Raw genomic sequence first — 24,929 nt, forward strand, 5'->3', positions numbered from 1 at the left:
GGTGCGCAAGCCGCCCACCAACCCGTCAGTGCCCGGCCGCAGACTCGGCTGGTTCGGACTCTTCCTGGCACAGTTCCTGGTCCTGGCCCTGTTCGCGGTCCTGGTCGCCCGGCTCTGGTACCTCCAGGTGCCCATGGCCGACCACTACCGTGAGCTGGCCGTCTCCAACCACCACCAGGAGCTGGTCGTCCCCGCCACCCGGGGGCAGATCCTCGACTCCAGCGGCCGTGTCGTGGTCAACAACAAGACCGAACTCCTGGTCTCGGCCGACTACCACGAGCTCCAGGGGATGAAGGACGGCGGGGAGAAGGTCCTCAGCGACCTCTCCGGCGTCCTGGACGTCCCCCTGGAGGAGCTCCAGCAGCGCATGCGTCTGTGCGGCCCCGAGGTCCAGCGTCCCTGCTGGCCCGGGTCGCCCTACCAGCCCGTCACCCTCGCCGAGGACGTGGAGGGGCCGGTCGCGCTCCAGATCATGGAGCGCGCCGACGACTTCCCCGGGATCACCGCTCAGGCCCAGGCCGTGCGCGAGTACCCCTACGGCGACCACGCGGGACAGATGCTCGGCTACCTCCAGCCCGTCACCCAGGAGGAGCTGGAGGCCCGCGAGGAGCTGCGCACCCAGTTCACCGGAATCGACATGGTGGGCCGTGACGGCCTGGAGGCCGTCTACGACAAGGAGCTGCGCGGCAGCGCGGGGCTGCGCACCCTGGGCGTGAACAACCACGGCGAGATCATGGACGTGATCTCCGAGCGCCTCCCCGAGGCGGGCATGCACCTGGTCACCCACATGGACATGAACGTCCAGAAGGTCGCCGAGGAGGCCCTGGCCCGGGGGATGGAGGGCGCCCGGCCCAAGTACAAGGCCGACTCCGGCGCCGCCGTCGTCCTCGACGTCACCAACGGCGGGGTCGTGGCCATGGCCAGCCTGCCCACCTACGACCCCGCCATCTGGGACGGCGGCATCGACCAGGAGACCTTCGACGCCATGCTCAGCGAGGAGGCCGGGGAGCCCCTGCTCTCCCGCGCCGTCCAGGGCACGTACCCGCCCGGCTCCACCTTCAAGGTGTCGTCGCTGTCGGCCGCCGTCGAGAACGGGTACTCGCTGCGCAGCACCTACGCCTGCCCCGGCTCGGTCAACCTCGCCGGTCAGAACTACGAGAACTACGCGGGCGCGGGTCAGGGCAGCATCACCCTGAAGCAGGCGATCATCGCCTCCTGCAACACCGTGTTCTACAACTTCGGATACCAGATGTGGTCGAAGGACGGCGGGCTCCATCCGGACGGCGACCCCGAGGAGGCCATGGCCGACATGGCGCGCGGCTACGGGTTCGGCTCGCCCACCGGTGTGGACCTGCCGTACGAGACCGGTGGCCGCGTCCCGGACCGCGAGTGGAAGCGCACCTTCTGGGAGGAGACCCGGGAGGTCAACTGCGAGCGGGCCGAGTCCGGCTACCCGGACATCGCGGAGAACGACCCGTCGCAGGCCGCCTACCTCAAGCAGCTCGCCCACGAACACTGCGTGGAGGGCTTCGAGTGGCGGGCCAGCGAGGCGATCAACTTCTCGATCGGCCAGGGCGACGTCCTCGTCAGCCCGCTCCAGCTGGCCAGCGCCTACGCGTCCATCGCCAACGGCGGAACCCTGTACGAGCCGCGCGTGGCCAAGGCCATGGTCGCCGCCGACGGGTCGAAGATCGAGGAGATCGAACCGACGGTCAAGAACGAGGTGCCGGTCAGCGACGAGACCATCAAGTACCTCCAGGAGGCCCTGGCCGAGGTGACCACGTCCGGTACGGGTGGCGGCGCCTTCTCCGACTTCCCGCAGGACAAGGTCGCCGTCGCGGGCAAGACCGGCAGCGCCGACGCGCAGGGCCGCCAGGTGTCGTCCTGGTTCGCCTCCTACGCGCCGGTGGACGATCCGCAGTACGCGATCGTCGTCCTGGTCTCCCAGGGCGGTACCGGTGGCGAGACCGCCGCGCCCATCGCCCGCGAGATCTACGAGGGTCTGTACGGCTTCTCGTCCGCCGGTGACACCGAGGACGTGAAGGAGGGCAAGCCGCTGCTGCCGGGCGGCAAGCCGCACACCGAACTGCCGGTCGTCCGCCCGGACGGTTCCATCGAGACGCTGGAGCCCTGATGATCACGAACATGGGCGGTCCGCCCCGGCGCCAGGGCGACCTGGGGCGGACCCTCAGCTCGGCGGCGGGCGGGGCGCGGCGCCTCGACTGGATGCTGATCGGCGCCGTACTGGTGCTCGCCGGACTCGGATCGCTGCTGGTGTGGTCGGCCACGCTGCCGGGCGACGGGGGCGACCCCCTGGAGTCCGTGGACCACCTCGTCCGCCACCTGCTCCACCTCGCGGTGGCCGTGGCGGTGTGCCTGGTCGTCGCGGCGGTGGACTACCGGACGGTCCGCGCCTACGCGCCGATCGTCTACGGGTTCACCGTGGTCTCCCTCGTCCTGGTGCTCACACCGCTGGGCGCGGTGATCAACGGTTCGCGCGGCTGGATCGTGATCGGCGGCTTCCAATTCCAGCCCAGTGAGCTGGCCAAGGTCGGTCTGATCCTGGTCCTGGCCACCCTGCTCGGTGAGCCCCGGGACGGCGAGACCCGGCCGATGACCAGGGACGTGCTGTTCTGCCTGCTGGTGATGGCGGTCCCGCTCGGTCTCGTCATGCTCCAGCCCGACCTGGGGACCAGCCTGGTCCTGTGCGCGATCTTCCTCGGGATGCTCACCCTGTCCGGGGCTCCGGTCACCTGGGTGGCGGGCATGCTCTCCTGCGGCGCGCTGGCGGTGCTGGCCGTGTGGTGGTTCGAGCTGTTGGAGCCCTACCAGGTGGACCGGATCGCGACCCTGATGGACCCGGCGGCCGACCCGCAGGGCGCGGGCTACAACTCCGCGCAGGCGCTGATCGCCGTGGGGTCGGGGGGCTTCGACGGTACCGGGCTGTTCCAGGGGGAGCAGACCCACGGCCGGTTCGTCCCCGAGCAGCACACCGACTTCATCTTCACGGTGGCGGGGGAGGAGCTGGGGTTCCTCGGCTCCGGGGCGATCATCGTGCTGTTCGCCGTGGTGATCTGGCGGATCCTGCGCATCGCGCGGGGCTGCGACCAGCCCTATCCGCGCCTGCTGTGCGTGGGGGTGGCCTCCTGGTTCGGCTTCCAGGCCTTCATCAACATCGGGATGGGCCTGGGCATCCTGCCGGTGACCGGGCTGCCGCTGCCGTTCGTGTCCTACGGCGGTACGGCGATCCTCGCCAACATGCTCGCCCTGGGCCTGGTACTCGGTGTCAACTCCCGGGACCGCGGCTTCGAGTTCTGATCCGCGACGCGCCCCGGACCGGGCCTGTGGACGACCGGTCCGGGGGCCTCCGGACGGCTAACCTGGTGTGATCCAGCCAGACACGATGTCCGCCGATCGAAGGCCCACACCATGTCCGTCGAAAGCCTCTTCCCGCGCCTCGAAGTCCTGCTCCCTCAGGTGGGCAAGCCGATCCAGTACGTGGGCGGTGAGCTCAACTCCGTGGTCAAGCCCTGGGACTCCGCGCGGGTGCGCTGGGCGCTGATGTACCCGGACGCCTACGAGGTGGGCGTGCCCAACCAGGGCGTGCAGATCCTCTACGAGGTCCTCAACGAACGCGAGGGCGTGCTGGCCGAGCGCGCCTACGCGGTCTGGCCGGACATGGAACGGCTGATGCGTGAGCACGGCGTCCCCCACTTCACCGTGGACTCGCACCGGCCGATCCGCGCCTTCGACGTGCTCGGCCTGAGCTTCGCCAGCGAGATGGGCTACACCAACATGCTCACGGCGCTGGACCTGGCCGGGATCCCGCGCCGTTCCGCCGACCGCACGGAGGAGGACCCGGTCGTCCTGGCCGGGGGCCACTCCGCGTTCAACCCCGAGCCCATCGCCGACTTCCTGGACGCCGTGGTGCTCGGGGACGGCGAGGAGATCACCCTCGCCATCACCGAGATCATCCGCGAGTTCAAGGAGGAGGGCGCGCCCGGCGGGCGCGACGGCCTCCTGCTGAGGCTGGCCGCCACCGGCGGGGTGTACGTGCCGCGCTTCTACGACGTGGCGTACCGCGACGACGGACGGATCGCCGGGTACGCGGCCAACCGCCCCGGCGTCCCGGACACCGTGCAGAAGCACACCGTGATGGACCTGGACCGGTGGCCGTACCCGAAGCGGCCCATCGTCCCCACCGCGGAGTCCGTGCACGAGCGGTACAGCGTGGAGATCTTCCGGGGATGCACGCGCGGCTGCCGGTTCTGCCAGGCCGGGATGATCACCCGGCCGGTGCGCGAGCGCAACAAGGAGACCGTCCAGAAGATGGTGGAGGAGGGTGTGCGGGCCTCCGGTTTCCAGGAGGTCGGCCTGCTCTCGCTCTCCAGCGCGGACCACAGTGAGATCGGTGACATCGCGAAGAACCTGGCGGACCACTACGAGGGCACCAACACCGGTCTGTCGCTGCCCTCCACCCGCGTGGACGCCTTCAACATCGACCTCGCCAACGAGCTCACCCGCAACGGCCGACGCTCGGGGCTGACCTTCGCCCCCGAGGGCGGCAGCGAACGCATGCGCCGGGTGATCAACAAGATGGTCACGGAGGAGGACCTCATCCGCACCGTCACCGCCGCCTACGCGGCCGGGTGGCGCCAGGTGAAGCTGTACTTCATGTGCGGGCTGCCCACCGAGGAGGACGAGGACGTCCTGGCCATCGCGGACCTCGCCACCGAGGTCATCCGGACCGGCCGCGAGGTGACCGGGCGCAGGGACATCCGCTGCACGGTCTCCATCGGCGGGTTCGTCCCCAAGCCGCAGACCCCGTTCCAGTGGGCGGCCCAGACCTCCCACGAGGAGGTGGACGCCCGGCTGCGCAAGCTGCGGGACCGCCTGCGAGGGGACCGTAAATACGGGAAGTCCATCGGGCTGCGCTACCACGAGGGGCGCCCGTCGATCATGGAGGGACTGCTGTCCAGGGGCGACCGCCGGGTCGGCCGGATCGTCGAGGAGGCCTGGCTCGCGGGCGGCAGGTTCGACGGCTGGAGCGAGCACTTCTCCTACGACCGCTGGATGAGGGCGGCCGAGTCCGGGCTGGCCGGGACCGGGGTGGACGTGGACTGGTTCACCACCCGCGAGCGCGACGAGGACGAGGTCCTGCCCTGGGACCACCTGGACGCCGGGCTGGACCGCTCGTGGCTCTGGCAGGACTGGCAGGACTCGCTGCACGGCGAGGAGTCCCTGGAGATCGACGACTGCCGCTGGAACCCCTGCTACGACTGCGGGGTGTGCCCCACCATGGGCACCGAGATCCAGATCAACGACGACGCCGGGGGCCGCCCCATGCTGCCGCTGACCGTGGTCTGAGTGCGGAGGGGGGCCGGTCCGGCCGGGGGTGGGACCGGCCCCCAGAGGGGCGGGAGAGGTCGGGTGTGCACCGGGACGGCTCCCGGGAACCGGGGCAATCCGTGTGCGATGGGGGGAAAGGGAGTAGGATTCGCGCGCCGGGCGCTCTCTGCCGTGTCCTCGACCCCGTCGTGTGCCACTGGCACCGGGGGAGTGTCCGGGGAGGAAGGTGTACGGCCCGGCGCCCCGCTCGCGCCGGGCCGTACGTGAAGTAAGACTCGCGGGGGATACCGGGGGTTGCCATGGTTGCGGGATTTCTTTGGATTTTTTTTCCGGACCCCTGTGTTCTCGTGGTGAACGCCGGTTCAACACCCGCTCGGACCCGGTCGGGACTTTTCGATCGGGGGCCGTCGGGGGAGGTACCGGTATGCGTGTCCCGCTTGGCGCGTGTGCACTTCGGCGCACCGTACGCTGAACAGGACGAGGAACAGCCCCTGAGGGCCGCCACAGGCGGCCCGGAACCCAGGGGGCACTGAGGAAAGGAGTTGAGCTGCCCCCCGCACACGAGGGCACCACCTCACCCTCCACCGCCAACCCCGGCCAAAGGCTGCGCGTCCGCTACGCGAAACGCGGACGCATGCGCTTCGCGAGCCACCGCGACATCGCCCGGGCACTGGAGAGAGCCCTGCGCAGGGCCTCGGTTCCCGTGGCCTTCTCCGCTGGCTTCTCACCACACCCCAAGGTCTCCTACACCGGCGCGGCCCCCACCGGGGTCGCCAGCGAGGCGGAGTATCTTGAGCTGACCCTGGCCGAGGCACGCCGACCCGAACAGGTCAGGACCGCGATCGACGCGGCGATGCCCGACGGGATCGACGTGCTCGAGGTCGTCGAGGCCCGCACTCCGGGCCTGGCCGACCGGCTTGAGGCCTCCCAGTGGCGCGTGGAGATGGCGGACGTCGACCCCGACGACGCCGCCAGGGCGGTGGCCACCTACCTGGCCGCCGAGAGCGTGGAGGTGGAACGGATGACGAAGAAGGGCCGACGCCGCTTCGACACCCGCCCGGCCGTCCTCGATATCGACGTGTGTCACCGATCCCTCGGGCGCGTCCCACGGGACCGACACGCGACATATGCCATACTTCGAATGGTCATACGGCACACGACACCTGCTGTACGACCAGACGACGTGCTGACCGGCCTCCGCCAACTGGCCGACCTCGCGCCGCCGTCATCACCGACGATGACCAGGCTGGCGCAGGGGCCACTGGACGAGGCGACAGGTGTGATCGCTGATCCGTTCGACGCGGACCGACCCGTAGTTCCCGTGACTGGGCGCACCGGGGCCGCGCACGACCAGAAGAACGATCGACGCACCCGCTCACCACGGACGTCATCGCCCATGACGGGACCTTCGTCATGAAGGGCCCCAAGGCGGGGAAACATGGGCGAAACCACAGGACTTTGCCCCGACGGCACACCAGTGTCGTCGGCGCTGACACAGCGACGACAGCTCTCGTGAGCCGCGCCACCGACCGATGAGGTCGCGGTGCGCCCGAGCGCTTTGACGGGAGACCGCCCGGATGCTCGAGAACGAGCCCAACAACGGTGCCGAAGGCGCCGCGGGTACAACTGAAACAACCGAGAACACGGCGGCGGCGCCCCCTGCGGGGGACGGCGCGGTGCGGGTGACCACACCCGCGCCCGCCAAGGGCGCTCGCCGCGCGGCAGGACCACCCCCCGAGCCGGACGACGTCTTCTCCGCGCCCACCGCGCCGGTCACCAAGCTGGCCGGTACCGGTGAGGTCGGCACGGTCAACACCTCCGTGTCCACCGCGAGCTCCCGTAAGCGCACCGTGCGCGCCGCGGGCCGCCCCGACGACGCCCCCGCCGCTCCGCAGCGACGGAGCCGGGGCCGCGCCGCCGCCGCGAAGGCGAGCGCGCCCGCCCCGGAGGCCGTCGAGACGGCCGAGGCCGAACGCCCCGCCGAGCCCGAGGGCGACGCCAAGGAGACCAAGGAGAAGGAGACGGGTCGCGGCCGTACGCGCGGTCGGACCCGCACCCGTTCCACCAGGACCGTCGAGGCCACCGCCCCGGAGGCCGTCGAGGAGCCCGAGGAGACCGAGGAGGCACCCGCCGAGACCGGCGGCGCCGTCTTCCAGCCGCCCGGCGGCATGCTCTTCCAGCCCCCGGTCGCCAGCGCGCCCGTACAGACCAGGCCCAAGGCCGCGCCGGTCGTCGAGGACGACGCCGACGCGGACGAGGACGACACCGAGGACGAGTCCACCGAGGCACCCGCCGAGGAGACGGGCTCGGACGAGCGCCCCAGCCGTCGCCGTCGCCGTCGTGGCGGCCGTGGCCGCGGCCGCTCGCGCGGTGGCGAGGACGCGGACAACGACGACGCCCAGGGCGACTCCGGCCCGTCCGAGGACGACGGCAGGGACCAGCGCGGGGACGACCGTGCCGCCGCCGAGGAGGACGACTCCGAGGACGAGTCCGGTGACGACTCCGCCGACGGCGAGCGCGGCAGCAGCCGTCGCCGTCGCCGCCGTCGTCGGCGTTCGGGCTCCGGTGGCGACTCCACCAACGACGACCCGCCGAACACCGTGGTCAAGGTGCGCGAGCCGCGCCAGGAACGGCCCATCGAGAACGAGGTCCAGGCGGTCCGGGGCTCCACCCGGCTGGAGGCCAAGAAGCAGCGCCGCCGCGAGGGGCGCGAGCAGGGCCGCCGCCGCGCGCCCATCGTGACCGAGTCCGAGTTCCTGGCCCGCCGCGAGGCGGTCAAGCGCGACCTGGTCGTGCGCCGGACCGGTGACCGCACCCAGATCGCCGTCCTCGAGGACGACATCCTGGTCGAGCACTACGTGGACCGCGCCACCCACCGCTCCTACGTGGGCAACGTGTACCTGGGCCGGGTGCAGAACGTCCTGCCGTCGATGGAGGCCGCCTTCGTCGACATCGGCAAGGGCCGCAACGCCGTGCTGTACGCGGGCGAGGTCAACTGGGACTCGTTCGGCCTGGACGGCCAGCCCAAGCGCATCGAGTCGGTGCTCAAGTCCGGCCAGTCGGTCCTGGTGCAGGTCACCAAGGACCCGGTCGGCCACAAGGGCGCCCGCCTGACCAGCCAGATCAGTCTGCCCGGCCGCTACCTCGTGTACGTGCCCGGCGGTTCGATGACCGGCATCAGCCGCAAGCTCCCCGACAAGGAGCGCGCGCGCCTCAAGACCATCCTCAAGAAGGTGATGCCCTCCGGCGCCGGCGTGATCGTGCGCACGGCCGCCGAGGGCGCCAGCGAGGAGGAGCTGGAGCGCGACATCACGCGTCTGGCCAAGCAGTGGGACTCGATCAAGCGCAAGTCCAAGTCGGCCAACGCGCCGTCCCTGCTCAACAGCGAGCCGGACCTGACGGTGCGCGTGGTGCGCGACGTCTTCAACGAGGACTTCTCCAGCCTGGTCGTCTCCGGTGACGAGGCCTGGACCACCGTCCACGAGTACGTGGACTACGTGGCGCCCAACCTCTCCGAGCGGCTGTCGCACTGGGGCGAGGACCGCGACGTCTTCTCCGCGTACCGGATCGACGAGCAGATCAACAAGGCCCTGGAGCGCAAGGTCTGGCTGCCCAGCGGCGGTTCGCTCATCATCGACCGCACCGAGGCCATGACCGTGGTCGACGTCAACACCGGCAAGTTCACCGGTCAGGGCGGCAACCTCGAGGAGACGGTCACCAAGAACAACCTGGAGGCGGCCGAGGAGATCGTCCGCCAGCTCCGCCTTCGTGACATCGGCGGCATCATCGTCATCGACTTCATCGACATGGTGCTGGAGTCCAACCGCGACCTGGTGCTGCGTCGGATGCTGGAGTGCCTGTCCCGGGACCGGACCAAGCACCAGGTGGCCGAGGTCACCTCGCTCGGGCTGGTCCAGATGACCCGTAAGAGGGTCGGCCAGGGCCTGCTCGAAGCCTTCTCGCACACCTGCGACCACTGCAACGGCCGCGGCCTCCTGCTCTCCAGCGACCCGGTGGAGAACAAGGGCGGCGGCGGTGGCGGCACCGGCGGACGCAAGAAGAAGAAGGGCAAGGGCGACACCGAGTCGTCCGGGGACAAGGCGTCCTCGGGTGACAGGGACACCTCCGGCAAGGCGGACCAGCAGGACGGCGACGACCGTCCGGCTGGCGGCGAGGAGAACGCCGACCAGGCCGTCGAGCAGGAGGAGAAGCCCGCCAGGGCCGCGAAGGCGGAGAAGACCACCAGGAAGCGCGGCCGCAAGGCCGCGGAGCCGGTGGCCGCCGACGCCGACCAGGCCGAGGCCGCCCCGTCCGGCGAGGCCGAGTCCGCTCCGGCGGAGGCCGAGGCCCCCGCCGCCGAGGAGGCCGCTCCCGCGAAGAAGACGCGTAAGCGCTCCTCCCGCGCGAAGAAGGCCGCCGAGCCCGTGGAGGCGGCCGAGGGGTCCGCTCCGGAGGACAAGCCGGCTGAGGAGCCCTCGGAGGCCCCCGCGGCCGAGGAGGCCCCCGCCAAGAAGACCCGTCGGCGCACCAGCACCCGCAAGGCGGCCCAGGCCGACAGCGGCGAGGGTGAGCAGACGCGGGCGAGCGGTGCCGAGCAGGTCTCGGACACCGACGCCACCGAGACACCCGCCACCTCTGACGGTGACGCCGACGGCGCCACCGAGCGGCCCAAGCGCCGCCGTACCCGGCGGACCAAGGCGGCGGTGACCTCACAGACCAGTGAGTCCACCGCGGTCGACGCCGGCTGACCAGCGGTCGAGGCGGGACAGCAGCCTGGTCCGGACCCGGTTTCGAACGGGTCCGGACCAGGGGTACGTGTGCGGGCCTGTGTCGGGTCGGTGGTAATCTGATGGACGGTGCGTCGGCGCGCCCCAAATGTTCGCGCGCCCCGAGACCGCAGTGCTCTCCACCAAGGGGTTTGTTTCCCTCAGATCCCCGCGCCCCGCTACAGGCGATTCGTGGATCGTGGCATCACGGTCATGAGTGAGCGCATTATTCGTTGAGCGAGCAGGAAGAGAGTTACCCGGTGTACGCGATCGTGCGAGCGGGCGGCCGACAGGAGAAGGTGTCTGTCGATGACGTCCTGAACATCGACAGGGTCTCCGACGAGACCGGCGCCACCCTCACGTGGCAGCCCATCCTTGTGGTCGACGGTGACAACGTCATCAGCGAGGCCGACAAGCTGAGCGGCTACACGGTCACCGCCGAGGTCCTCGGCGAGACCAAGGGCCCCAAGATCAACATCCTGAAGTACAAGAACAAGACCGGTTACAAGAAGCGCCAGGGTCACCGCCAGAAGCACACCCAGGTGCGCGTCACCGGCATCGCGGCGAAGTAGGAGGCCTGGAGAAATGGCACATAAGAAGGGCGCTTCGTCCAGCCGTAACGGTCGTGACTCGAACGCCAAGCGCCTCGGCGTGAAGCGCTTCGGCGGTCAGTCCGTCTCGGCCGGTGAGATCCTGATCCGTCAGCGCGGCACCAAGTTCCACCCCGGTGCCAACGTTGGCCGTGGCGGCGACGACACGCTGTTCGCGCTGGTCGATGGCGAGGTCAAGTTCGCCAACTTCCGCGGTCGCAAGGCCGTCAACATCGTTCCGGTCGCCGCCGAGTAGGCTGCGCCGGCAACAGCGGTTCTTCGGGGGCGGGCCAGGGAACACTGGCCCGCCTCTCGCGTTGTCACTGGTGACGCGTGAGGAGTACCGGTCCCCGCCAGGTGGTGGGGGCCGCATGAGTAACGGGGAGAGCTATGCCTGACTTCGTCGACGAGGCGGTCTTGCACGTCAAGGCCGGGAACGGCGGGCATGGCTGTGCCTCCGTGCACCGTGAGAAGTTCAAGCCGCTGGGCGGCCCGGACGGCGGCAACGGCGGCCAGGGCGGCGACATCGTCCTGGAGGTCGACGCCCAGACCGCGACGCTGCTGGACTACCAGCGCCGCCCGCACCGCAACGCCCAGAACGGCACCCCCGGCCAGGGCGGCCACCGCGCCGGGGCCAAGGGGCAGGACCTGGTCCTGACCGTCCCCGACGGCACCGTGGTCACCAAGGCCGACGGCGAGGTCATCGCCGACCTGGTCGGCCACGGCACCCGCCTGGTCCTGGCCCAGGGCGGCAACGGCGGCCTGGGCAACGCCGCGCTGGCCTCCAAGAAGCGCAAGGCCCCCGGCTTCGCCCTCAAGGGCGAGGAGGGCGAGGCCTTCGACGTGCGCCTGGAGATGAAGACCATCGCGGACGTCGGCCTGGTGGGCTTCCCCAGCGCCGGCAAGTCCTCGCTGATCGCCGCGATGTCGGCGGCCCGGCCCAAGATCGCGGACTACCCGTTCACCACCCTCATCCCGAACCTGGGAGTGGTGGAGGCGGGCACCACCCAGTACGTCATCGCGGACGTGCCCGGCCTGATCCCCGGCGCGAGCGCGGGCAAGGGCCTGGGCCTGGAGTTCCTGCGCCACATCGAGCGCTGCTCCACGCTGCTGCACGTCCTGGACTGCGCCACCTACGAGCCGGGCCGCGACCCGGTCAGCGACCTCGACGCCCTGGAGGCGGAGCTCTCCGCCTACGGCGAGCAGGCCGGGGTGGACCTGTCCGACCGTCCGCGCATCGTCGCCCTGAACAAGGTGGACGTGCCCGAGGCCCGCGACCTCGCCGACATGGTCACCCCCATGCTGGAGGAGCGCGGCTACAAGGTGATGGAGGTCTCCGCGGCCTCCCGTGAGGGCCTGCGCGAGCTCTCCTTCGCCCTGGCCGAGCAGGTCACTGCGGCCCGCCAGGCCGCGCCGGTGGAGGAGCCCACCCGCATCGTGCTGCGCCCGAAGATGATCGGGGACGTCCCCTTCGACGTCGTGCCGCTCGGGAACAACTCCTTCCAGGTGCGCGGCGACAAGCCCGCCCGGTGGGTGCGCCAGACCGACTTCTCCAACGACGAGGCCGTCGGCTACCTGGCCGAGCGCCTCAACCGCCTCGGCATCGAGGAGGCGCTGGCCAAGGCCGGGGCCACCCAGGGCGCCGAGGTGCAGATCGGCACGGACGAGGACGCCGTGGTCTTCGACTGGGACAACTCCATGGACGCCGAGGCCGTCCCGTCCGGCCCGCGCGGATCCGACGCCCGGCTGGGCTGACCCGCGCGGGGACCGCCGCTCCACACCAGCCTGACCCAGACAAGGTACGAGCACGGCGCTCGGGCAGGGCGCCGTGCCACGGACGGAAAGCCCCTCGTGGTGCACAGCGCAGACACCCAGCAGGACACCGGTCAGCGGACCGGTCGGAGTGACGCCGACACCCTGGAGTCGGCCGGGCGGACTGCGGTCGCCGGGGCCCGCCGGGTCGTGGTCAAGGTGGGGTCCTCCTCACTGACCACCCCGGACGGGCTGATCGACTCCGGCCGGATCCGGGACCTGGTCGAGGTCCTGGCGGACCGCAGGGCCCGCGGCCAGGAGGTGATCCTGGTCTCGTCCGGCGCGGTGGCGGCCGGGATGACGCCGCTGGGCATGGCCCGCCGCCCGCACGACCTGGCCTCGCAGCAGGCCGCGGCCAGCGTGGGACAGGGGCTCCTCGTGGCCTCCTACGCCGCCGAACTGGCCGGGCACGGGCTGACCGCCGCCCAGGTCCTGCTCACGGTGGAGGACATGATGCGGCGGGTGCAGCACCGCAACGCCCAGCGCACCCTGCGCCGCCTCCTGGACATCGGGGCCCTGCCCATCGTCAACGAGAACGACACCGTGGCCACGCACGAGATCCGGTTCGGTGACAACGACCGCCTCGCCGCGCTGGTGGCACACCTGATGCGGGCCGACGCCCTCGTGCTGCTCTCCGACGTGGACGCGCTCTACGACGGCAACCCGGCCGACGCGGGGACCTCGGTCGTGCACCTGGTGCGCGGCCGGGCCGACCTGGACGGGATCGACATCGGGAGCTCGGGCCGACGGGGCGTGGGTACCGGCGGGATGGTCACCAAGGTGGACTCCGCGCGCATCGCCACCGAGGCGGGGGTTCCCACGCTGCTGACCTCGGCCGCCAACGCCCGCGCCGCCCTGTCCGGCGAGCGGGTGGGCACCTTCTTCGCGGCGGCCGACGGGCGCCGCCCCTCCGCGCGCCAGCTGTGGCTGGCGCACGCCACGGCGGGCCGGGGCAGCCTGGTCCTGGACCCCGGAGCGGTCAACGCGGTGGTGCGGGAGAAGGCGTCGCTGCTGCCCGCCGGGGTGATCCGGGTCCAGGGGGACTTCAGCGCCGGTGACCCCGTGGACCTGCGCGACGAGCAGGGCACCGTGGTCGCTCGGGGGCTGGTCAACTACGACGCCACCGAGGTCCCCGACCTGATGGGCCGCTCCACCCGGTGGCTGGCCCGGGAGATGGGCCCCTCCTACGAGCGCGAGCTCGTGCACCGCGACGACCTCGTGGTGCTCTGACACCAGGGCCGTCCGGCGCCGTCGTCCGCGCGTGGAGGGCTCCATGACAGGACGACCCGAGGAGGTCGGTACCCGTGTCCAGCCTGACGACGCACCTGGCCGCGCTGGCCCTCCGTGTCCTGCGCAAACCGACCCTGGAGTCGGTGGAGGACACCCGGGAGTGGCTGCGGGAGCCCAAGGAGCACGCTGACCCGCCGCACTGGCTGGCGGCCCGGCACTGGATCACCCGCCGGGAGGTCGGCGGCTTCGGCGTCCACACGGTGCGCCCCCGCACGGTCACCGGACCCGAGAAGGCCGTGCTGTACCTGCACGGGGGCACCTACGTCAGCGAGATCGCCGCCTGGCACTGGGTGCTGGTCTCGCGGATGGCCGACGCGGGCTGCCGGGTGGAGGTGCCGATCTACGGCCTGGCCCCCGACCACACGTACCGCGAGGCCTTCCCGTTCGTCACGGCCGTGTACCGGGAACTGGTGGAGGACACCGCGCCCGAGCGCACGCTGATCGCGGGTGACTCCGCCGGGGGCGGGCTCGCGCTGGCCCTCACCCAGACCCTGGCCGAGGAGGAGCTGCGGTCGCCCGCGCGGCTCGTGCTGATCTCACCGTGGACGGACCTGACGATGTCCAACCCGGAGATCGCGGAGGTGGAGGGGTCGGACCCCTGGCTGGCCCCGGTGGGCCTGCTGGAGGCCGCCGCCGAGTGGGCGGGCGGCGACGACCTGGCCGAACCCCGGCTCAGCCCGCTGTACGGGCCGGTGGCGGGGCTGCCGCCGATGGACCTGTACATCGGCACCCGCGACCTGCTCCTGCCGGACACGCGGCGCCTGCACGCGAGGGTGACCGAGGCCGGGGGAGTGGCCGAGCTCTTCGTGGAGGAGGGTGCCTTCCACATCCACCCCCTGGTCCCGGTCCCCGAGGGCGGTGACGCGCGCGAGCGGATCATGAGGACGGTCCGGGAGCTGTGAGGCGGCCCCGGCCCGGCGGCGCCTCCGGGGCGGCGCCCCCACTCACGTCAGCCTCCTGACCACGGACAGCGGCAGCCGCCTCATCAGGAAGCCGAGGGGCGCCCAGGGCCAGGCGGGGACGTACGCCCGCACCCTGCGCCTCTCGATGGCCGCGACCATGGCACGCACGCCCACCTCGGTGTCGACCATGAACCGGGTCCGCTGGGTGACGTGCTCGTTCATCTCCGAGCGGATGTAGCCGGGGTAGACCACCGACACGTCCAGACCGGGGACGCCCTCCGAGCGCAGTCCCTCCGCGATGGCGGCCACCCCGGCCTTGGTGGCGGCGTAGACGGTCATGGCCCGGCGCATGCCGCGCAGGGCCGACATGGAGGAGACCATCACGAGGTGGCCGCCCTCCTGGGCCCGGAAGATCTCCATGGCGGCGTCCGCCTGGGCGAGGGCGCCCACGAAGTTGGTCATGGCGGTCTGGCGGTTGGCCTCGTGGCGGCCGGTGCCGAGTGCCGCGCCCTTGCCCAGCCCGGCGTTGACGATGACCCGGTCCAGCGTGCCGAACTCGGCGGCGACCTCCCCGAAGACCCGGTGGACCGCGTCGTCGTCGGTGACGTCCAGGGCCCGGAGCACCACGCGGCGGCCGGGGTGGGCCCGCGCGATCTCGTCCCGGAGGGCGGCCATCGGCTCGGTACGGCGGGCGCACAGTCCGAGGTCGTAGCCGAGGGCGGCGAACTGGCGGGCCATCTCGGCTCCCAGCCCGGCCGAGGCCCCGGTGATGAGGACGGTTCCCTTGCTCACGCGTGCTCCGTGGGGTGGTCGGCCGCGGGGGCGGCGGGTTCGACGCGGCGGTGAACGCCCTCCGCCACCCGGCGCATCGCGCGGTCGTAGAGGGGGCGCAGCCAGCGTTTGGCGAGCACCGCCGTCCGTCCGTCCCGGTCGGTGAGGATGACCGGCCTCCGCCGTTCCACTCCGCGGAGCACCCGGGCGGCGACCTCGTCGGCGGACAGGCGCGACCCGTTGATCAGCCTGGTGGCGGAGGCCTCCACCTCGGGATCGCTGCCGCTGAGGGAGGAGGCCAGGTTGGTGCGGAAGAACGACGGGCACGCCACCGAGGTGGCGACGCCGTAGGGGGCGAGCTCGTGCTGGAGGGTCTCGCTGAGCGCGACGACCGCCGCCTTGACCGCGTTGTAGGAGCTCATCACCGGCGGGTGCACGAGTCCGGCCATGGAAGCGATGTTGACGAGGTGTCCCGAGCCCTGTCGCTTGAACAGCGGGGTGAACACGCGGCAGCCCCGGACCACGCCGAACAGGTTGATCTCGGTGATCCGGCGCCAGTCCTCGACGGTGAGGACGTCGATCCGCCCGCCCGCGGCGATCCCGGCGTTGTTGACCAGCACGTCCAGCCCGTTCCACCCGCCCTCGACGTGGGCGAGGGCGGCCGCCCAGTCCTCGTCGGAGGTCACGTCCAGGCGCAGGTAGCCGACCCCGTCCGGAAGGGAGTCGGGCGCGTGCCCGGCGAGGTCGGTGGCGATCACCCGGTCCCCGCGCGCCGCGAACGCGGCGACCAGGGCGGCGCCGAGGCCGGAGGCGCCGCCGGTGACCAGGACCCGTCGGCCCGAGCCGGTGGGCGGGGTGTCTCGTCCGGGGGCGGTCATCGACGGGCTCCGTGCTTCGTGGGTTCGGGCGCGCCGACGCGGGGGGAGGGTGCGAAGTCCATGTCGTTGACACTACGACCTTGTTGAGCAATGCTCAACAGGTGAACGAGGCAGCCCCGCGACGGACGCGGATGACCCAGGACGAGCGTCGGCGCCAGCTGGTCGGGATCGGCCTGCGGATGTTGGTGGAACGCCCGATCCAGGAGCTGGCGGTGGACGAGGTCGCCCGGGAGGCGGGCATCTCCCGGGGGCTGCTCTTCCACTACTTCCCGAACAAGACCGCCTTCCACGACGCCGTGGTGGCCGCCGCCGGACGGCGGGTGGTCCGCAACACCGCTCCCGACGAGGACCGCGAGGGCTGGGACGCCGTGGCGCAGTTCGCGGAGCGCTACTTCGAGCAGGTGGACCGGCGCCGGGCGTCGTACGCGGCGCTGGTGTTCGGCGGGGGAGCGGTGACCCTGGAGGGTGACCGCGTGGAGGGTCTGCGCGAGGCCATGGGTGCCCGCGTGCGCGCCCTGCTGGACGCCCCCGAGACGGCGGCCCCGGTCACCGACGCGTGGATCGCCTACCTGGAGGCCCGCGCCCTGCGCTGGTCCGCTGCCCCCGCCGACGAACGCTCCACCGGCCCGACCGCCGAGGCCGACCACTGCGTCCGGGCCCTGCGGGCCCTGCTGGACCTGGACTGATCCACCGGACGGCCGCCCCCGGCGCGCTGTGCGCCGAGGCGGCACGCGTCCTAGGATGCGGTGCGTGAGCCAACACACGACACAGCACGGAAACCCGTCGCACGGCGACGGCCCCCGACGGAACGACGGCGCCCCGCAGCGGGGCGGCCTCCAACAGGGCACGGAGACCCACCCCCAGGAGGGCGCGGTCCGCGAGGTCCCCACCGGGCGCAACGCGACCAGACTCGTCTACTCACCGGAGAGGGACGGCCTCGCCGACGCGGGCGAGATCGTCTGGACCTGGGTCCCCTACGAGGAGGACGCCACCCAGGGCAAGGACCGCCCCCTGCTCGTGGTGGGGCGCCGGGGACGGCGTCTGCACGGACTCATGCTCTCCACCCAGGTCCCCGACGAGCACGAGCGCCAGGACTGGCTGCCCATCGGCGCGGGCGCCTGGGACAGGGAGGGCCGCGACTCCTTCGTGCGTGTGGACCGCCTCTTCGAGTTCGACGAGGCGGCCATCCGCCGTGAGGCCGCCGTCATGGACGAGAGTCTGTTCTGGAAGGTCGCGGCGGTCCTGCGGGAGCGCTACGGCTGGACCTGACGGTCGCGGGCCGCGCCGCCGTCTCACCCTGTGGATAACTCCGTGTGCCCGGGGGCGCGGCGCTATACGCTGAGGGAGATCCCCCTGGTCCGGTGCCCTACGAAGGGGTGGGTCCACCGGCCCGGGCGGCCTCCCGAGCAAGGAAGCCCCGACAAGGATGACTGCCATGAGTGACATCGAGCGCGTGGTCCACGCGGTAGCCGAACGTGCCCAGGACGCGGCGGCCGAGCTCGCCCCGCTCAGCCGGTCGGTGAAGGACCGTGCCCTGCTGGCCATCGCCGACGCCCTGGTCAAGCGGGCGGACGAGATCACCGCCGCCAACGCTGCGGACGTCGAGCGGGCGCGCCGGGACGGCACCAGCCCGGCCATGATCGACCGGCTCACCCTGACCCCGGCGCGGATCGAGGCCATCGCGGACGCGGTGCGCGAGATCGTCGAGCTGCCGGACCCGGTCGGTGAGTCCGTGCGCGGCGGTGTGCTGCCCAACGGTCTCGACATGCGGCAGATCCGGGTCCCGCTCGGGGTGGTCGGCATCATCTACGAGGGGCGCCCCAACGTCACCGCGGACGCCGCCGCCCTGTGCCTCAAGAGCGGCAACGCGGCCCTGCTGCGCGGCTCCTCCTCCGCCTACGACTCCAACACCGCCATCGTGGCGGTGCTGCGCGACGCCCTGGAGGGCACCGGGGTCCCGGTCGACGCCGTCCAGATGGTGCCCGGCCGCACCCGGGAGTCCTCCACCGCGCTCATGCGGGCCCGGGGGCTCGTGGACGTGCTCATCCCGCGCGGCGGCGGCTCGCTCATCCAGGCCGTGGTCCGCGACTCCACCGTCCCCGTCATCGAGACCGGTGAGGGCCTGTGCCACGTGTACGTGGACGCCGACGCCGACCTCGACAAGGCGGTGGCCATCGCCACCAACGCCAAGGCCCAGCGCTGCTCGGTGTGCAACTCCGCCGAGACACTGCTGGTGCACGAGGCTGTGGCGGCGGAGTTCCTGCCCCGCGTGCTCTCGTCCCTGGCCGAGGCCGGGGTGACCGTGCACGGCGACGAACGCGTCCTCGCCGTCGCGGCCGCGCGTCCGACCGGAGCCACGGTGGTCGAGGCCACCGAGGAGGACTGGGCGACCGAGTACCTGTCCATGGACCTTTCCGTCCGGGTGGTCCCGGACGTGGACGCCGCGATCGCGCACATCAGGCGGTACTCCACCCGGCACACCGAGGCGATCGTCACCGACTCGCTCAGCACCTCCCGGTACTTCGTGGCCCGGGTGGACTCGGCGGCGGTGATGGTGAACGCGTCCACGCGCTTCACGGACGGCGGCGAGTTCGGCTTCGGCGCGGAGATCGGCATTTCCACCCAGAAACTGCATGCCAGGGGCCCGATGGGGCTCACCGAAATGACCTCGACCAAGTACGTGGTCACCGGGGACGGTCACCTGAGGTAGCCGGGGGCCCGTCGACGCGACCAGGAATGGCCGCCCGGACGTCCGGGCGGCCATTCCCGTCCCTTGCCTCCGGCCACAAGCGGGCATACCAGGCGCTATCCGCCGCCCCTGGAGTAACACACGTCACCAGGTATGTTCTTCTTCCCGAAACCTGGACAGAAGCGAATCTTCTCCTGCAAGTATTCCCAAAGCGCTGTGGGGTCGGTACTTTCACTGTGGTGTCCCCAGGCGCTCTTCCCGCACCCTCATCAGGAGCGTCGGACCCCACCGGTCACGACGAAAGGAATTCCCCCGCATGAAGTTCGGGAGCAAGATCGCTGCGTCCACCGCCACCGCGGCCCTGGCCATCGGCGGCGTCACCCTCATGGCAGCCCCCGCCCAGGCGGACCTGATCACTCTCTGCTCGGGTCACGGTGGCGCGGTCACCCTGCCCACTGATCTCAAGGTCCCGGCCGGTGCGAGCTGCTTCCTTGACGGCACCGTCATCCAGGGCAAGGTCACCGTCGAGGGCGACGCCAACCTGCACGTCATCGGTGGTCAGATCGACGGCGGCGTGACCGTCTCCAAGGGTGGCTACTTCGACGCCTCCGGCACCGAGGTCGCCGGAGACGTCGTCAACACGGGCTCCTACGGGACCTACCTGGAGGAGGGCACCTCGGTCGCCGGTCTGAGCGCCGCGCCCGCAGAGGGCGCCGACAACGACGGCTTCGTCTTCGTGGTCGGTTCCTCCGCCTCCTCCGTCGACGCCAGCGTCGGAGAGGTCTACGTCACCGACTCCCGTCTGGGCGGCGTGACCGCCGAGGGCGTGGAGTACGTGGACATCTTCGACAGCGTGGTGCGCGGGGACCTCTCCGTCACCGACGCCGCCTCCGGTGGCATCCTCGCTGACAGCGAGGTCATCGGTGACGCCACGTACAGCGGCGGCAACGGCCCGGTGTCCGTCGGTGCCGGAGCGGACGAGGGCTTCGCCAGCTCGCTCAACTACATCGACGGCGACCTGTCGGTCACCGGCGTCTCCGGTGGCGTGTACGTCGACAACAACATCGTGGGCGGCGACCTGACCACCTCCGACAACAGCCCGACCGCGCAGGTCGGTGACAACAACCGCGTGCGCGGCGGCATCGTCACCCAGGAGGTCGCGCTGCGTGCGCTGGCCGCCGAGGTGACCGCCGAGTTCGAGGCGCACGAGGCCGACCTGGAGGAGACGGTCGAGGAGCTGCGCGCCCAGACCATCGCGGACGCCCTGGAGGCCGGTCCCGCCTTCTAGTCCGGTCCGGCCGCTCCGGCCCGGTTCCGCTCCCCGGTCCGGGCCGGTCCCACGGGCTGGTCCGCATCGCCCCGCCCCGCCGCTCTCCGCGGCGGGGCGGGGACACGCCCCGGCAGGGGGCGGCACCCCCGCCCCTCGCCTCCCGCAGCGCCGACGGCCCCGTGCCGTCGGCGCTGTTCTCGTGCGGGGCCAACGCGCCCACGCCTCCCCTTCAACCCCATCTGTCCCACAATCACCCCTGTTATGTCGTAGCAGTGACGATGGTCATGGCCCGGTGATACATTCCGGGCATGGCTGACTCCGAACGGCGTGTCGTGGTCTCCGGTGGCTCCGGCGGGATCGGGCGGGCCATCGTGTTCGCCCTGGCGAGTGAGGGGGACGAGGTGGTCGCCCTCGGGCGGGACTCCGGACGGCTCGCCGCCCTGGAGCGCCGGGCCCGCGCACACGGCCTCAACGTCACCACCCGGATCTGCGACATCACCGACGAACAGGCGGTGGAGTCCCTGGCGGACGACCTCGGAGAGGTGTCCGTCCTGGTCAACAATGCGGGCACGGCGCGGAGCGCGCCCCTGCGAGGCACCAACCTCGACCTCTGGGACACCCACCTGCGCACCAACACCACCTCCGCCTTCCTGCTCACCCGGGCGCTCCTGCCGGGCATGCTCGCGCGCGACCAGGGGCGGATCGTCTTCATCGCCTCCACCGCCGCGCACACCGGCTCCCGGTACACCGCCGCCTACACCGCCTCCAAGCACGCGATGCTCGGCCTGGCACGGGCGGTGGCCGCCGAGGTCGTCGGCACCGGCGTCACCAGCAACGCCGTGTGCCCCTCCTTCGTCCGCACCCCCATGACCGAGCGCTCCGTGGCCCGCATCGCCGAGCGCACGGGACGCGGACTCGACCAGGCCGAGCAGGCCCTGGCCACCTCCGGCCCCCTGGGCCGACTCATCGAACCCGACGAGGTGGCCGCCGCCGTCACCTACCTCGCGAGCCCCTTGGCCGGAGCGGTCAACGGCCAGTCACTGACCATCGACGGCGGAGGAACCCACCGATGAGCCCCTTCCGGGCGTCCGCGCCCCTGACCGAGCACTGGCGGAACTTCGACCTCCACCGGGAGGGCGGGGTGGCCACCGTGACCCTCGACCGGCCGGACCGGCTCAACGCCCTGACCTTCGACGCCTACGCCGACCTGCGCGACCTGCTCACCGAGCTCCCGCACCGGGGGGACACCCGCGTCCTCGTGCTGCGCGGCGGCGGCCGGGGGTTCTGCTCGGGCGGGGACGTCGACGAGATCATCGGCCGGACCCTGGAGATGGACCCCGACGACCTGCTCGCCTTCACCCGGATGACCGGCGAGGTCGTCCGGGCCATGCGCGAGTGCCCCGTCCCCGTGGTCGCGGGGGTCCACGGGATCGCGGCCGGCGCGGGCGCGGTCCTGGCCCTGGCCGCCGACTTCCGTGTGGTCGCCCGCTCGGCCCGCTTCGCCTTCCTGTTCACCAAGGTGGGTCTGTCCGGCGCCGACATGGGCGCCGCCTACCTGCTCCCGCGCATGGTGGGCCTGGGCAACGCCACGAAGATCCTCATGCTCGGGGACACCCTCGACTCCGCGGAGGCCGACCGCTACGGGCTGGTCAGCGAGCTGGTCGAGGACGACGCGCTGGACGGGGCGGTCACCCGCCTGGCCACCCGGCTCTCCGAGGGGCCCGCCTTCGGCTACGCGCAGACCAAGGCGCTGCTCTCCCGCGAGCTGGACATGGGCCTGTCCGGCGCGATCGAGCTGGAGGCCGTGACCCAGGCGCTCCTGATGAAGAGCGCCGACTACGCCGAGTTCCACGCGGCCTTCACGGGCCGCCGTGAACCCGAGTGGAAGGGGCGCTAGTGGAGGGGGAGCGAGTGGAACCCGAGAGTCCGCCCCGGAGCCCGCACACGCTGGTCAACCCGCCCGAACTCGGGCCCACCCCCGGCTTCTCGCACGCGGTGGTGCCCGCCCCCGGGCGCACCGTCCACCTGGCCGGGCAGATCGCCTCGGGGCCGGACGGCGCGCTGGCGGCGCGGGCCCTGCCGGACCAGTTCGGGGTCGCCCTCGGCAACGTGGTCACCGCCCTCCGCGCCAGCGGGGGAGCCCCGGAACACCTCGTGAGCCTGACCATCTACACCACCGACGTCCCGGGGTACCGGGCCGCCGCCCGGGACATCGGCCGCGCCTACCGTGCCCACCTGGGCCGCCACTACCCGGCGATGGCGCTGCTGGGGGTGGTCGAGCTCTTCGAACTCGGAGCGCTGGTCGAGCTGGTCGGCGTCGCCGTGATCCCCGGCCCCGCCGCCCGGTGACGCCGGAGCGGTGAGCCGGTCGGCCCCGCTACGAGGGGCCGGGGTCGAGGGTGGCGGCGGCGCGGACGTGCTCCAGCCCAGGTCCGCGCAGCAGGGCGTGCAGTTCGAAGAAGACCCGCGCCGCACGGCTGCCCGCCCAGCGGTCGGGGAGCAGTTCCGGCGGCAGACCCGGATCGAGGTACGGCATCCGCCGCCAGGCGTCCACCGCCCGCAGGTGGTCGGCGAAGGCCGCCGCGTGGGCCTCGGGGGTGCGGAGGGCGCAGGTACCCCGACGGCGCCAGGCCGCCGCGACCGGTTCGTGCTCGTCGAGGAAACCCTCGTACATCGCCTGGAGCGCCGGTAGGTCCCACCAGCGCGCTACAGACCCGGTGAGATCACGGAAGTCCAGGTAGGAGGCGTGAAACAGCTCCGCGTGCTCCTCCAGGCCGAGGTCCCGGAGCGCGGCGCGGGCCTGCTCCGTCAGGTGGGCGGGAGCGATCCACACCCCGGCGGCGGTGGTGCCGAAGCCGAGCCGGGTGAGCTGGGCGCGCAGGGCGTGGCGGCGGTTCCGCTCGGACTCGGGCACCGAGAACACCACGAGCACCCAGCCGTCCTGGACGCGGGCGACCCGGTGGCCGAAGATTCGCTGGTCGCCCTCCGCGAGGATGCGTCGTCCCTGGTCGGAGAGGCGGTACCCGGCCACCCCGCCGAGGCGTTCCGGGGTCAGGAGTCCGCGCCGCTTGAGCCGGGACACGGCCGAGCGGACGGCAGGGCCGTCCACGTCGAGCCCGGACATCAGGGCGATGAGGTCGGACACCCCGATCCACCCGCCCACGTCACGGGCGTAGGAGCCGAAGAAGGAGACGATCAGGGACCTCGGCCGCCGCCGCTCGGTGTCCGTCGTGGACGCGACGGAGGTGTCCGGCGGGGGATCGGCGGTCCCGGCTGCCCGGTCGGTGTTGGACGTCACGCGGACACGATAGCGGCCGCCGCCCGTGGTCTTCGGGTCGTCCCCGTCGTCGCCGGTGGTTCTGTGCACTGTCGAAATGACTCCATATAGGTCTCTTGACGATCGTCACGGTTATTGTACATTTGCGATGTGGGGTGGATCACGTACTGACGAGAGCCGAGGTCACCCATGGAGCTCCCCTGCGACCACACCGACCACGAGTTCGCGCACCGCGTCAGGGAGCGCGCCGCCGACTTCGCCACCGCGCCGTCCACGGCGGACACGGCCCCCTCCGGGCCCCCTGGCCGGGTGGACCGCCCCCTGCTCCTCCGCCTCGGGGAGTCGGGCCTGCTCCCGGCGCTCTTCCCCGGCACGGCGGACGAGGGCCCCCTCAGGGAGGCGCCCGCCACCCGCCTGTGCCTGCTGCGTGAGCACCTGGCCCGTGCCGACACCCACGCCGAGACCGCCCTCGCCCTCCAGGGGCTGGGCACGTATCCGCTCCTCCAGTCGGGTTCCGACGACCAACGCCGACGCTGGGTCCCCGAGGCGGCCTCGGGGCGGGCCGTCGCGGCCTTCGCCCTCTCCGAACCCGACGCGGGCTCCGACGCCGCCGCGCTCGCGCTCCGGGCCGACCCCTCGGGCACGGGCTGGCGACTGCACGGCGAGAAGACGTGGATCTCCAACGCGCCCGACGCCGACTTCTACACCGTGTTCGCCCGCACCACCCCCGGCACCCGCTCCCGAGGGATCACCGCCTTCTGCGTACCGGCCGACCGCCCCGGGCTGTCCGGCTCCCCGCTGGAGATGCTCTCCCCGCACGCTCTGGGCCACCTGGTGTTCGACGGGGTCGAGGTGGGCCCCGAGGACGTCGTGGGCCTGCCCGACCAGGGGTTCGCGGTGGCCATGCGCACCCTCGACCTGTTCCGCCCCAGTGTCGGGGCCTTCGCCGTCGGCATGGCCGACGCCGCCCTCGCCGCCGCACGGGAGCACACGGCCCACCGGAGCGCCTTCGGCGGACCGCTGGACGCCCTCCAGACCGTCGCGCACACCCTCGCGGAGATGGCCACCCGGACCGAGGCCGCCCGGCTCCTCGTCTACGCGGCCGCCGCCGAGTACGACTCCGGCGGTCCGGACGTCACCCTCAGGGCCGCGATGGCCAAGCTCTTCGCCACCGAGACCGCCCAGTACGTGGTGGACGCCGCCGTGCAGCTGCACGGCGCCCGCGCCCTGCGCCGGGGACACCTGCTCGAACACCTCTACCGGGAGGTGCGCGCCCCACGGATCTACGAGGGCGCGTCGGAGGTCCAGCGCCAGATCATCGCCCGCCACATGTAG

At 72.0% G+C, this 24,929-nt stretch carries 21 protein-coding genes; 18 read left to right on the forward strand and 3 right to left on the reverse strand.

Translation table 11 applies throughout. The features are described 5' to 3' along the window. Nucleotide 1: 1 nt before the first annotated feature. The 10 genes from mrdA (at nt 2) to AC0VYL_RS06925 (ending at nt 14,709) form a co-directional block, all read left to right on the forward strand. Nucleotides 2-2,134: a penicillin-binding protein 2 gene (mrdA, locus tag AC0VYL_RS06880; RefSeq protein WP_475482631.1), complete on the forward strand. Its 2,133-nt coding sequence runs from the start codon at nt 2-4 to the stop codon at nt 2,132-2,134. Further along, a complete protein-coding gene (gene rodA, locus AC0VYL_RS06885; RefSeq protein ID WP_475460446.1) occupies nt 2,134-3,318 on the forward strand; it encodes a rod shape-determining protein RodA in 1,185 nt (394 codons plus the stop codon). Before mrdA ends, rodA begins: the two co-directional genes overlap by 1 nt. Before the next feature lie 111 nt (nt 3,319-3,429). Continuing rightward, entirely contained in the window at nt 3,430-5,367 is a 1,938-nt protein-coding gene (locus tag AC0VYL_RS06890; RefSeq protein ID WP_475482632.1) for a TIGR03960 family B12-binding radical SAM protein, read from the forward strand. 616 nt (nt 5,368-5,983) lie between these two features. Further along, a complete protein-coding gene (locus AC0VYL_RS06895) occupies nt 5,984-6,766 on the forward strand; it encodes a TIGR03936 family radical SAM-associated protein (RefSeq protein WP_475460449.1) in 783 nt (260 codons plus the stop codon). Nucleotides 6,767-6,926: 160 nt separating this feature from the next. Beyond that, a complete protein-coding gene (locus tag AC0VYL_RS06900) occupies nt 6,927-10,097 on the forward strand; it encodes an Rne/Rng family ribonuclease (protein WP_475482633.1) in 3,171 nt (1,056 codons plus the stop codon). 278 nt (nt 10,098-10,375) lie between these two features. After that, nucleotides 10,376-10,687 (forward strand): 50S ribosomal protein L21, encoded by a 312-nt coding sequence (gene rplU, locus AC0VYL_RS06905; protein WP_017545212.1) that lies wholly within the window; start codon nt 10,376-10,378, stop codon nt 10,685-10,687. A gap of 13 nt (nt 10,688-10,700) precedes the next feature. After that, nucleotides 10,701-10,961: a 50S ribosomal protein L27 gene (gene rpmA / locus AC0VYL_RS06910; protein WP_475460453.1), complete on the forward strand. Its 261-nt coding sequence runs from the start codon at nt 10,701-10,703 to the stop codon at nt 10,959-10,961. A gap of 134 nt (nt 10,962-11,095) precedes the next feature. Further along, the gene (obgE, locus tag AC0VYL_RS06915) at nt 11,096-12,460 is read left to right on the forward strand and encodes a GTPase ObgE (protein ID WP_475460455.1); all 1,365 of its coding nucleotides are present in this window, start codon (nt 11,096-11,098) and stop codon (nt 12,458-12,460) included. 99 nt (nt 12,461-12,559) lie between these two features. After that, entirely contained in the window at nt 12,560-13,747 is a 1,188-nt protein-coding gene (gene proB, locus AC0VYL_RS06920) for a glutamate 5-kinase (RefSeq protein WP_475462964.1), read from the forward strand. Nucleotides 13,748-13,821: 74 nt separating this feature from the next. After that, nucleotides 13,822-14,709, forward strand: a complete 888-nt coding sequence (locus tag AC0VYL_RS06925; protein WP_475482634.1) for an alpha/beta hydrolase fold domain-containing protein — start codon at nt 13,822-13,824, stop codon at nt 14,707-14,709. A gap of 42 nt (nt 14,710-14,751) precedes the next feature. On the opposite strand, the gene AC0VYL_RS06930 is transcribed toward AC0VYL_RS06925, so the two are convergent. Both AC0VYL_RS06930 and AC0VYL_RS06935 read right to left on the reverse strand, forming a co-directional pair. Continuing rightward, complete coding sequence (locus tag AC0VYL_RS06930; RefSeq protein ID WP_475482635.1) at nt 14,752-15,501, reverse strand: SDR family oxidoreductase; 750 nt, start codon at nt 15,499-15,501, stop codon at nt 14,752-14,754. Next, nucleotides 15,498-16,358 (reverse strand): SDR family NAD(P)-dependent oxidoreductase, encoded by an 861-nt coding sequence (locus tag AC0VYL_RS06935; RefSeq protein WP_475482636.1) that lies wholly within the window; start codon nt 16,356-16,358, stop codon nt 15,498-15,500. Before AC0VYL_RS06935 ends, AC0VYL_RS06930 begins: the two co-directional genes overlap by 4 nt. Before the next feature lie 101 nt (nt 16,359-16,459). Between AC0VYL_RS06935 and AC0VYL_RS06940 the strand changes: the two genes are divergently transcribed. From AC0VYL_RS06940 to AC0VYL_RS06970, 7 genes are all read left to right on the forward strand, one after another. Further along, entirely contained in the window at nt 16,460-17,044 is a 585-nt protein-coding gene (locus AC0VYL_RS06940; protein ID WP_475482637.1) for a TetR/AcrR family transcriptional regulator, read from the forward strand. A 55-nt stretch (nt 17,045-17,099) separates the two neighbouring features. Beyond that, nucleotides 17,100-17,627 (forward strand): type II toxin-antitoxin system PemK/MazF family toxin, encoded by a 528-nt coding sequence (locus AC0VYL_RS06945; RefSeq protein WP_475460464.1) that lies wholly within the window; start codon nt 17,100-17,102, stop codon nt 17,625-17,627. 166 nt (nt 17,628-17,793) lie between these two features. Then, nucleotides 17,794-19,068, forward strand: coding sequence for a glutamate-5-semialdehyde dehydrogenase (locus AC0VYL_RS06950; protein WP_475482638.1), 1,275 nt, complete (start codon nt 17,794-17,796; stop codon nt 19,066-19,068). A 295-nt stretch (nt 19,069-19,363) separates the two neighbouring features. Further along, a complete protein-coding gene (locus AC0VYL_RS06955; protein WP_475460468.1) occupies nt 19,364-20,335 on the forward strand; it encodes a hypothetical protein in 972 nt (323 codons plus the stop codon). Between the two features lie 290 nt (nt 20,336-20,625). After that, nucleotides 20,626-21,390, forward strand: coding sequence for an SDR family NAD(P)-dependent oxidoreductase (locus AC0VYL_RS06960; protein ID WP_475460470.1), 765 nt, complete (start codon nt 20,626-20,628; stop codon nt 21,388-21,390). Further along, nucleotides 21,387-22,214 (forward strand): enoyl-CoA hydratase family protein, encoded by an 828-nt coding sequence (locus AC0VYL_RS06965; protein ID WP_475460472.1) that lies wholly within the window; start codon nt 21,387-21,389, stop codon nt 22,212-22,214. Before AC0VYL_RS06960 ends, AC0VYL_RS06965 begins: the two co-directional genes overlap by 4 nt. 14 nt (nt 22,215-22,228) lie before the next feature. Continuing rightward, on the forward strand, nt 22,229-22,666 hold the full coding sequence (locus AC0VYL_RS06970) for a RidA family protein (RefSeq protein ID WP_475482639.1): 438 nt from the start codon (nt 22,229-22,231) through the stop codon (nt 22,664-22,666). Between the two features lie 28 nt (nt 22,667-22,694). Here the strand turns inward: AC0VYL_RS06970 and AC0VYL_RS06975 are convergent, their stop codons facing one another. After that, nucleotides 22,695-23,615, reverse strand: a complete 921-nt coding sequence (locus AC0VYL_RS06975; RefSeq protein WP_475483482.1) for a PaaX family transcriptional regulator — start codon at nt 23,613-23,615, stop codon at nt 22,695-22,697. A 168-nt stretch (nt 23,616-23,783) separates the two neighbouring features. On the opposite strand from AC0VYL_RS06975, the gene AC0VYL_RS06980 reads away from it, so the two are divergent. After that, nucleotides 23,784-24,929: an acyl-CoA dehydrogenase family protein gene (locus tag AC0VYL_RS06980; protein ID WP_475482640.1), complete on the forward strand. Its 1,146-nt coding sequence runs from the start codon at nt 23,784-23,786 to the stop codon at nt 24,927-24,929.

Source organism: Nocardiopsis sp. iso_238, from assembly GCF_056173325.1.

What these genes read in the sequence shown, in the direction of transcription:
- obgE (WP_475460455.1), top strand. Translation starts at nt 11,096, where the DNA reads ATGCCTGACTTCGTCGACGAGGCGGTCTTGCACGTCAAGGCCGGGAAC.
- AC0VYL_RS06895 (WP_475460449.1), top strand. Translation starts at nt 5,984, where the DNA reads ATGCGCTTCGCGAGCCACCGCGACATCGCCCGGGCACTGGAGAGAGCC.
- AC0VYL_RS06890 (WP_475482632.1), top strand. Translation starts at nt 3,430, where the DNA reads ATGTCCGTCGAAAGCCTCTTCCCGCGCCTCGAAGTCCTGCTCCCTCAG.
- rodA (WP_475460446.1), top strand. Translation starts at nt 2,134, where the DNA reads ATGATCACGAACATGGGCGGTCCGCCCCGGCGCCAGGGCGACCTGGGG.
- AC0VYL_RS06945 (WP_475460464.1), top strand. Translation starts at nt 17,100, where the DNA reads ATGCGGTGCGTGAGCCAACACACGACACAGCACGGAAACCCGTCGCAC.
- AC0VYL_RS06965 (WP_475460472.1), top strand. Translation starts at nt 21,387, where the DNA reads ATGAGCCCCTTCCGGGCGTCCGCGCCCCTGACCGAGCACTGGCGGAAC.
- AC0VYL_RS06980 (WP_475482640.1), top strand. Translation starts at nt 23,784, where the DNA reads ATGGAGCTCCCCTGCGACCACACCGACCACGAGTTCGCGCACCGCGTC.
- AC0VYL_RS06960 (WP_475460470.1), top strand. Translation starts at nt 20,626, where the DNA reads ATGGCTGACTCCGAACGGCGTGTCGTGGTCTCCGGTGGCTCCGGCGGG.
- AC0VYL_RS06900 (WP_475482633.1), top strand. Translation starts at nt 6,927, where the DNA reads ATGCTCGAGAACGAGCCCAACAACGGTGCCGAAGGCGCCGCGGGTACA.
- AC0VYL_RS06955 (WP_475460468.1), top strand. Translation starts at nt 19,364, where the DNA reads ATGAAGTTCGGGAGCAAGATCGCTGCGTCCACCGCCACCGCGGCCCTG.
- AC0VYL_RS06935 (WP_475482636.1), bottom strand. Translation starts at nt 16,358, where the DNA reads ATGACCGCCCCCGGACGAGACACCCCGCCCACCGGCTCGGGCCGACGG.
- AC0VYL_RS06950 (WP_475482638.1), top strand. Translation starts at nt 17,794, where the DNA reads ATGAGTGACATCGAGCGCGTGGTCCACGCGGTAGCCGAACGTGCCCAG.
- rpmA (WP_475460453.1), top strand. Translation starts at nt 10,701, where the DNA reads ATGGCACATAAGAAGGGCGCTTCGTCCAGCCGTAACGGTCGTGACTCG.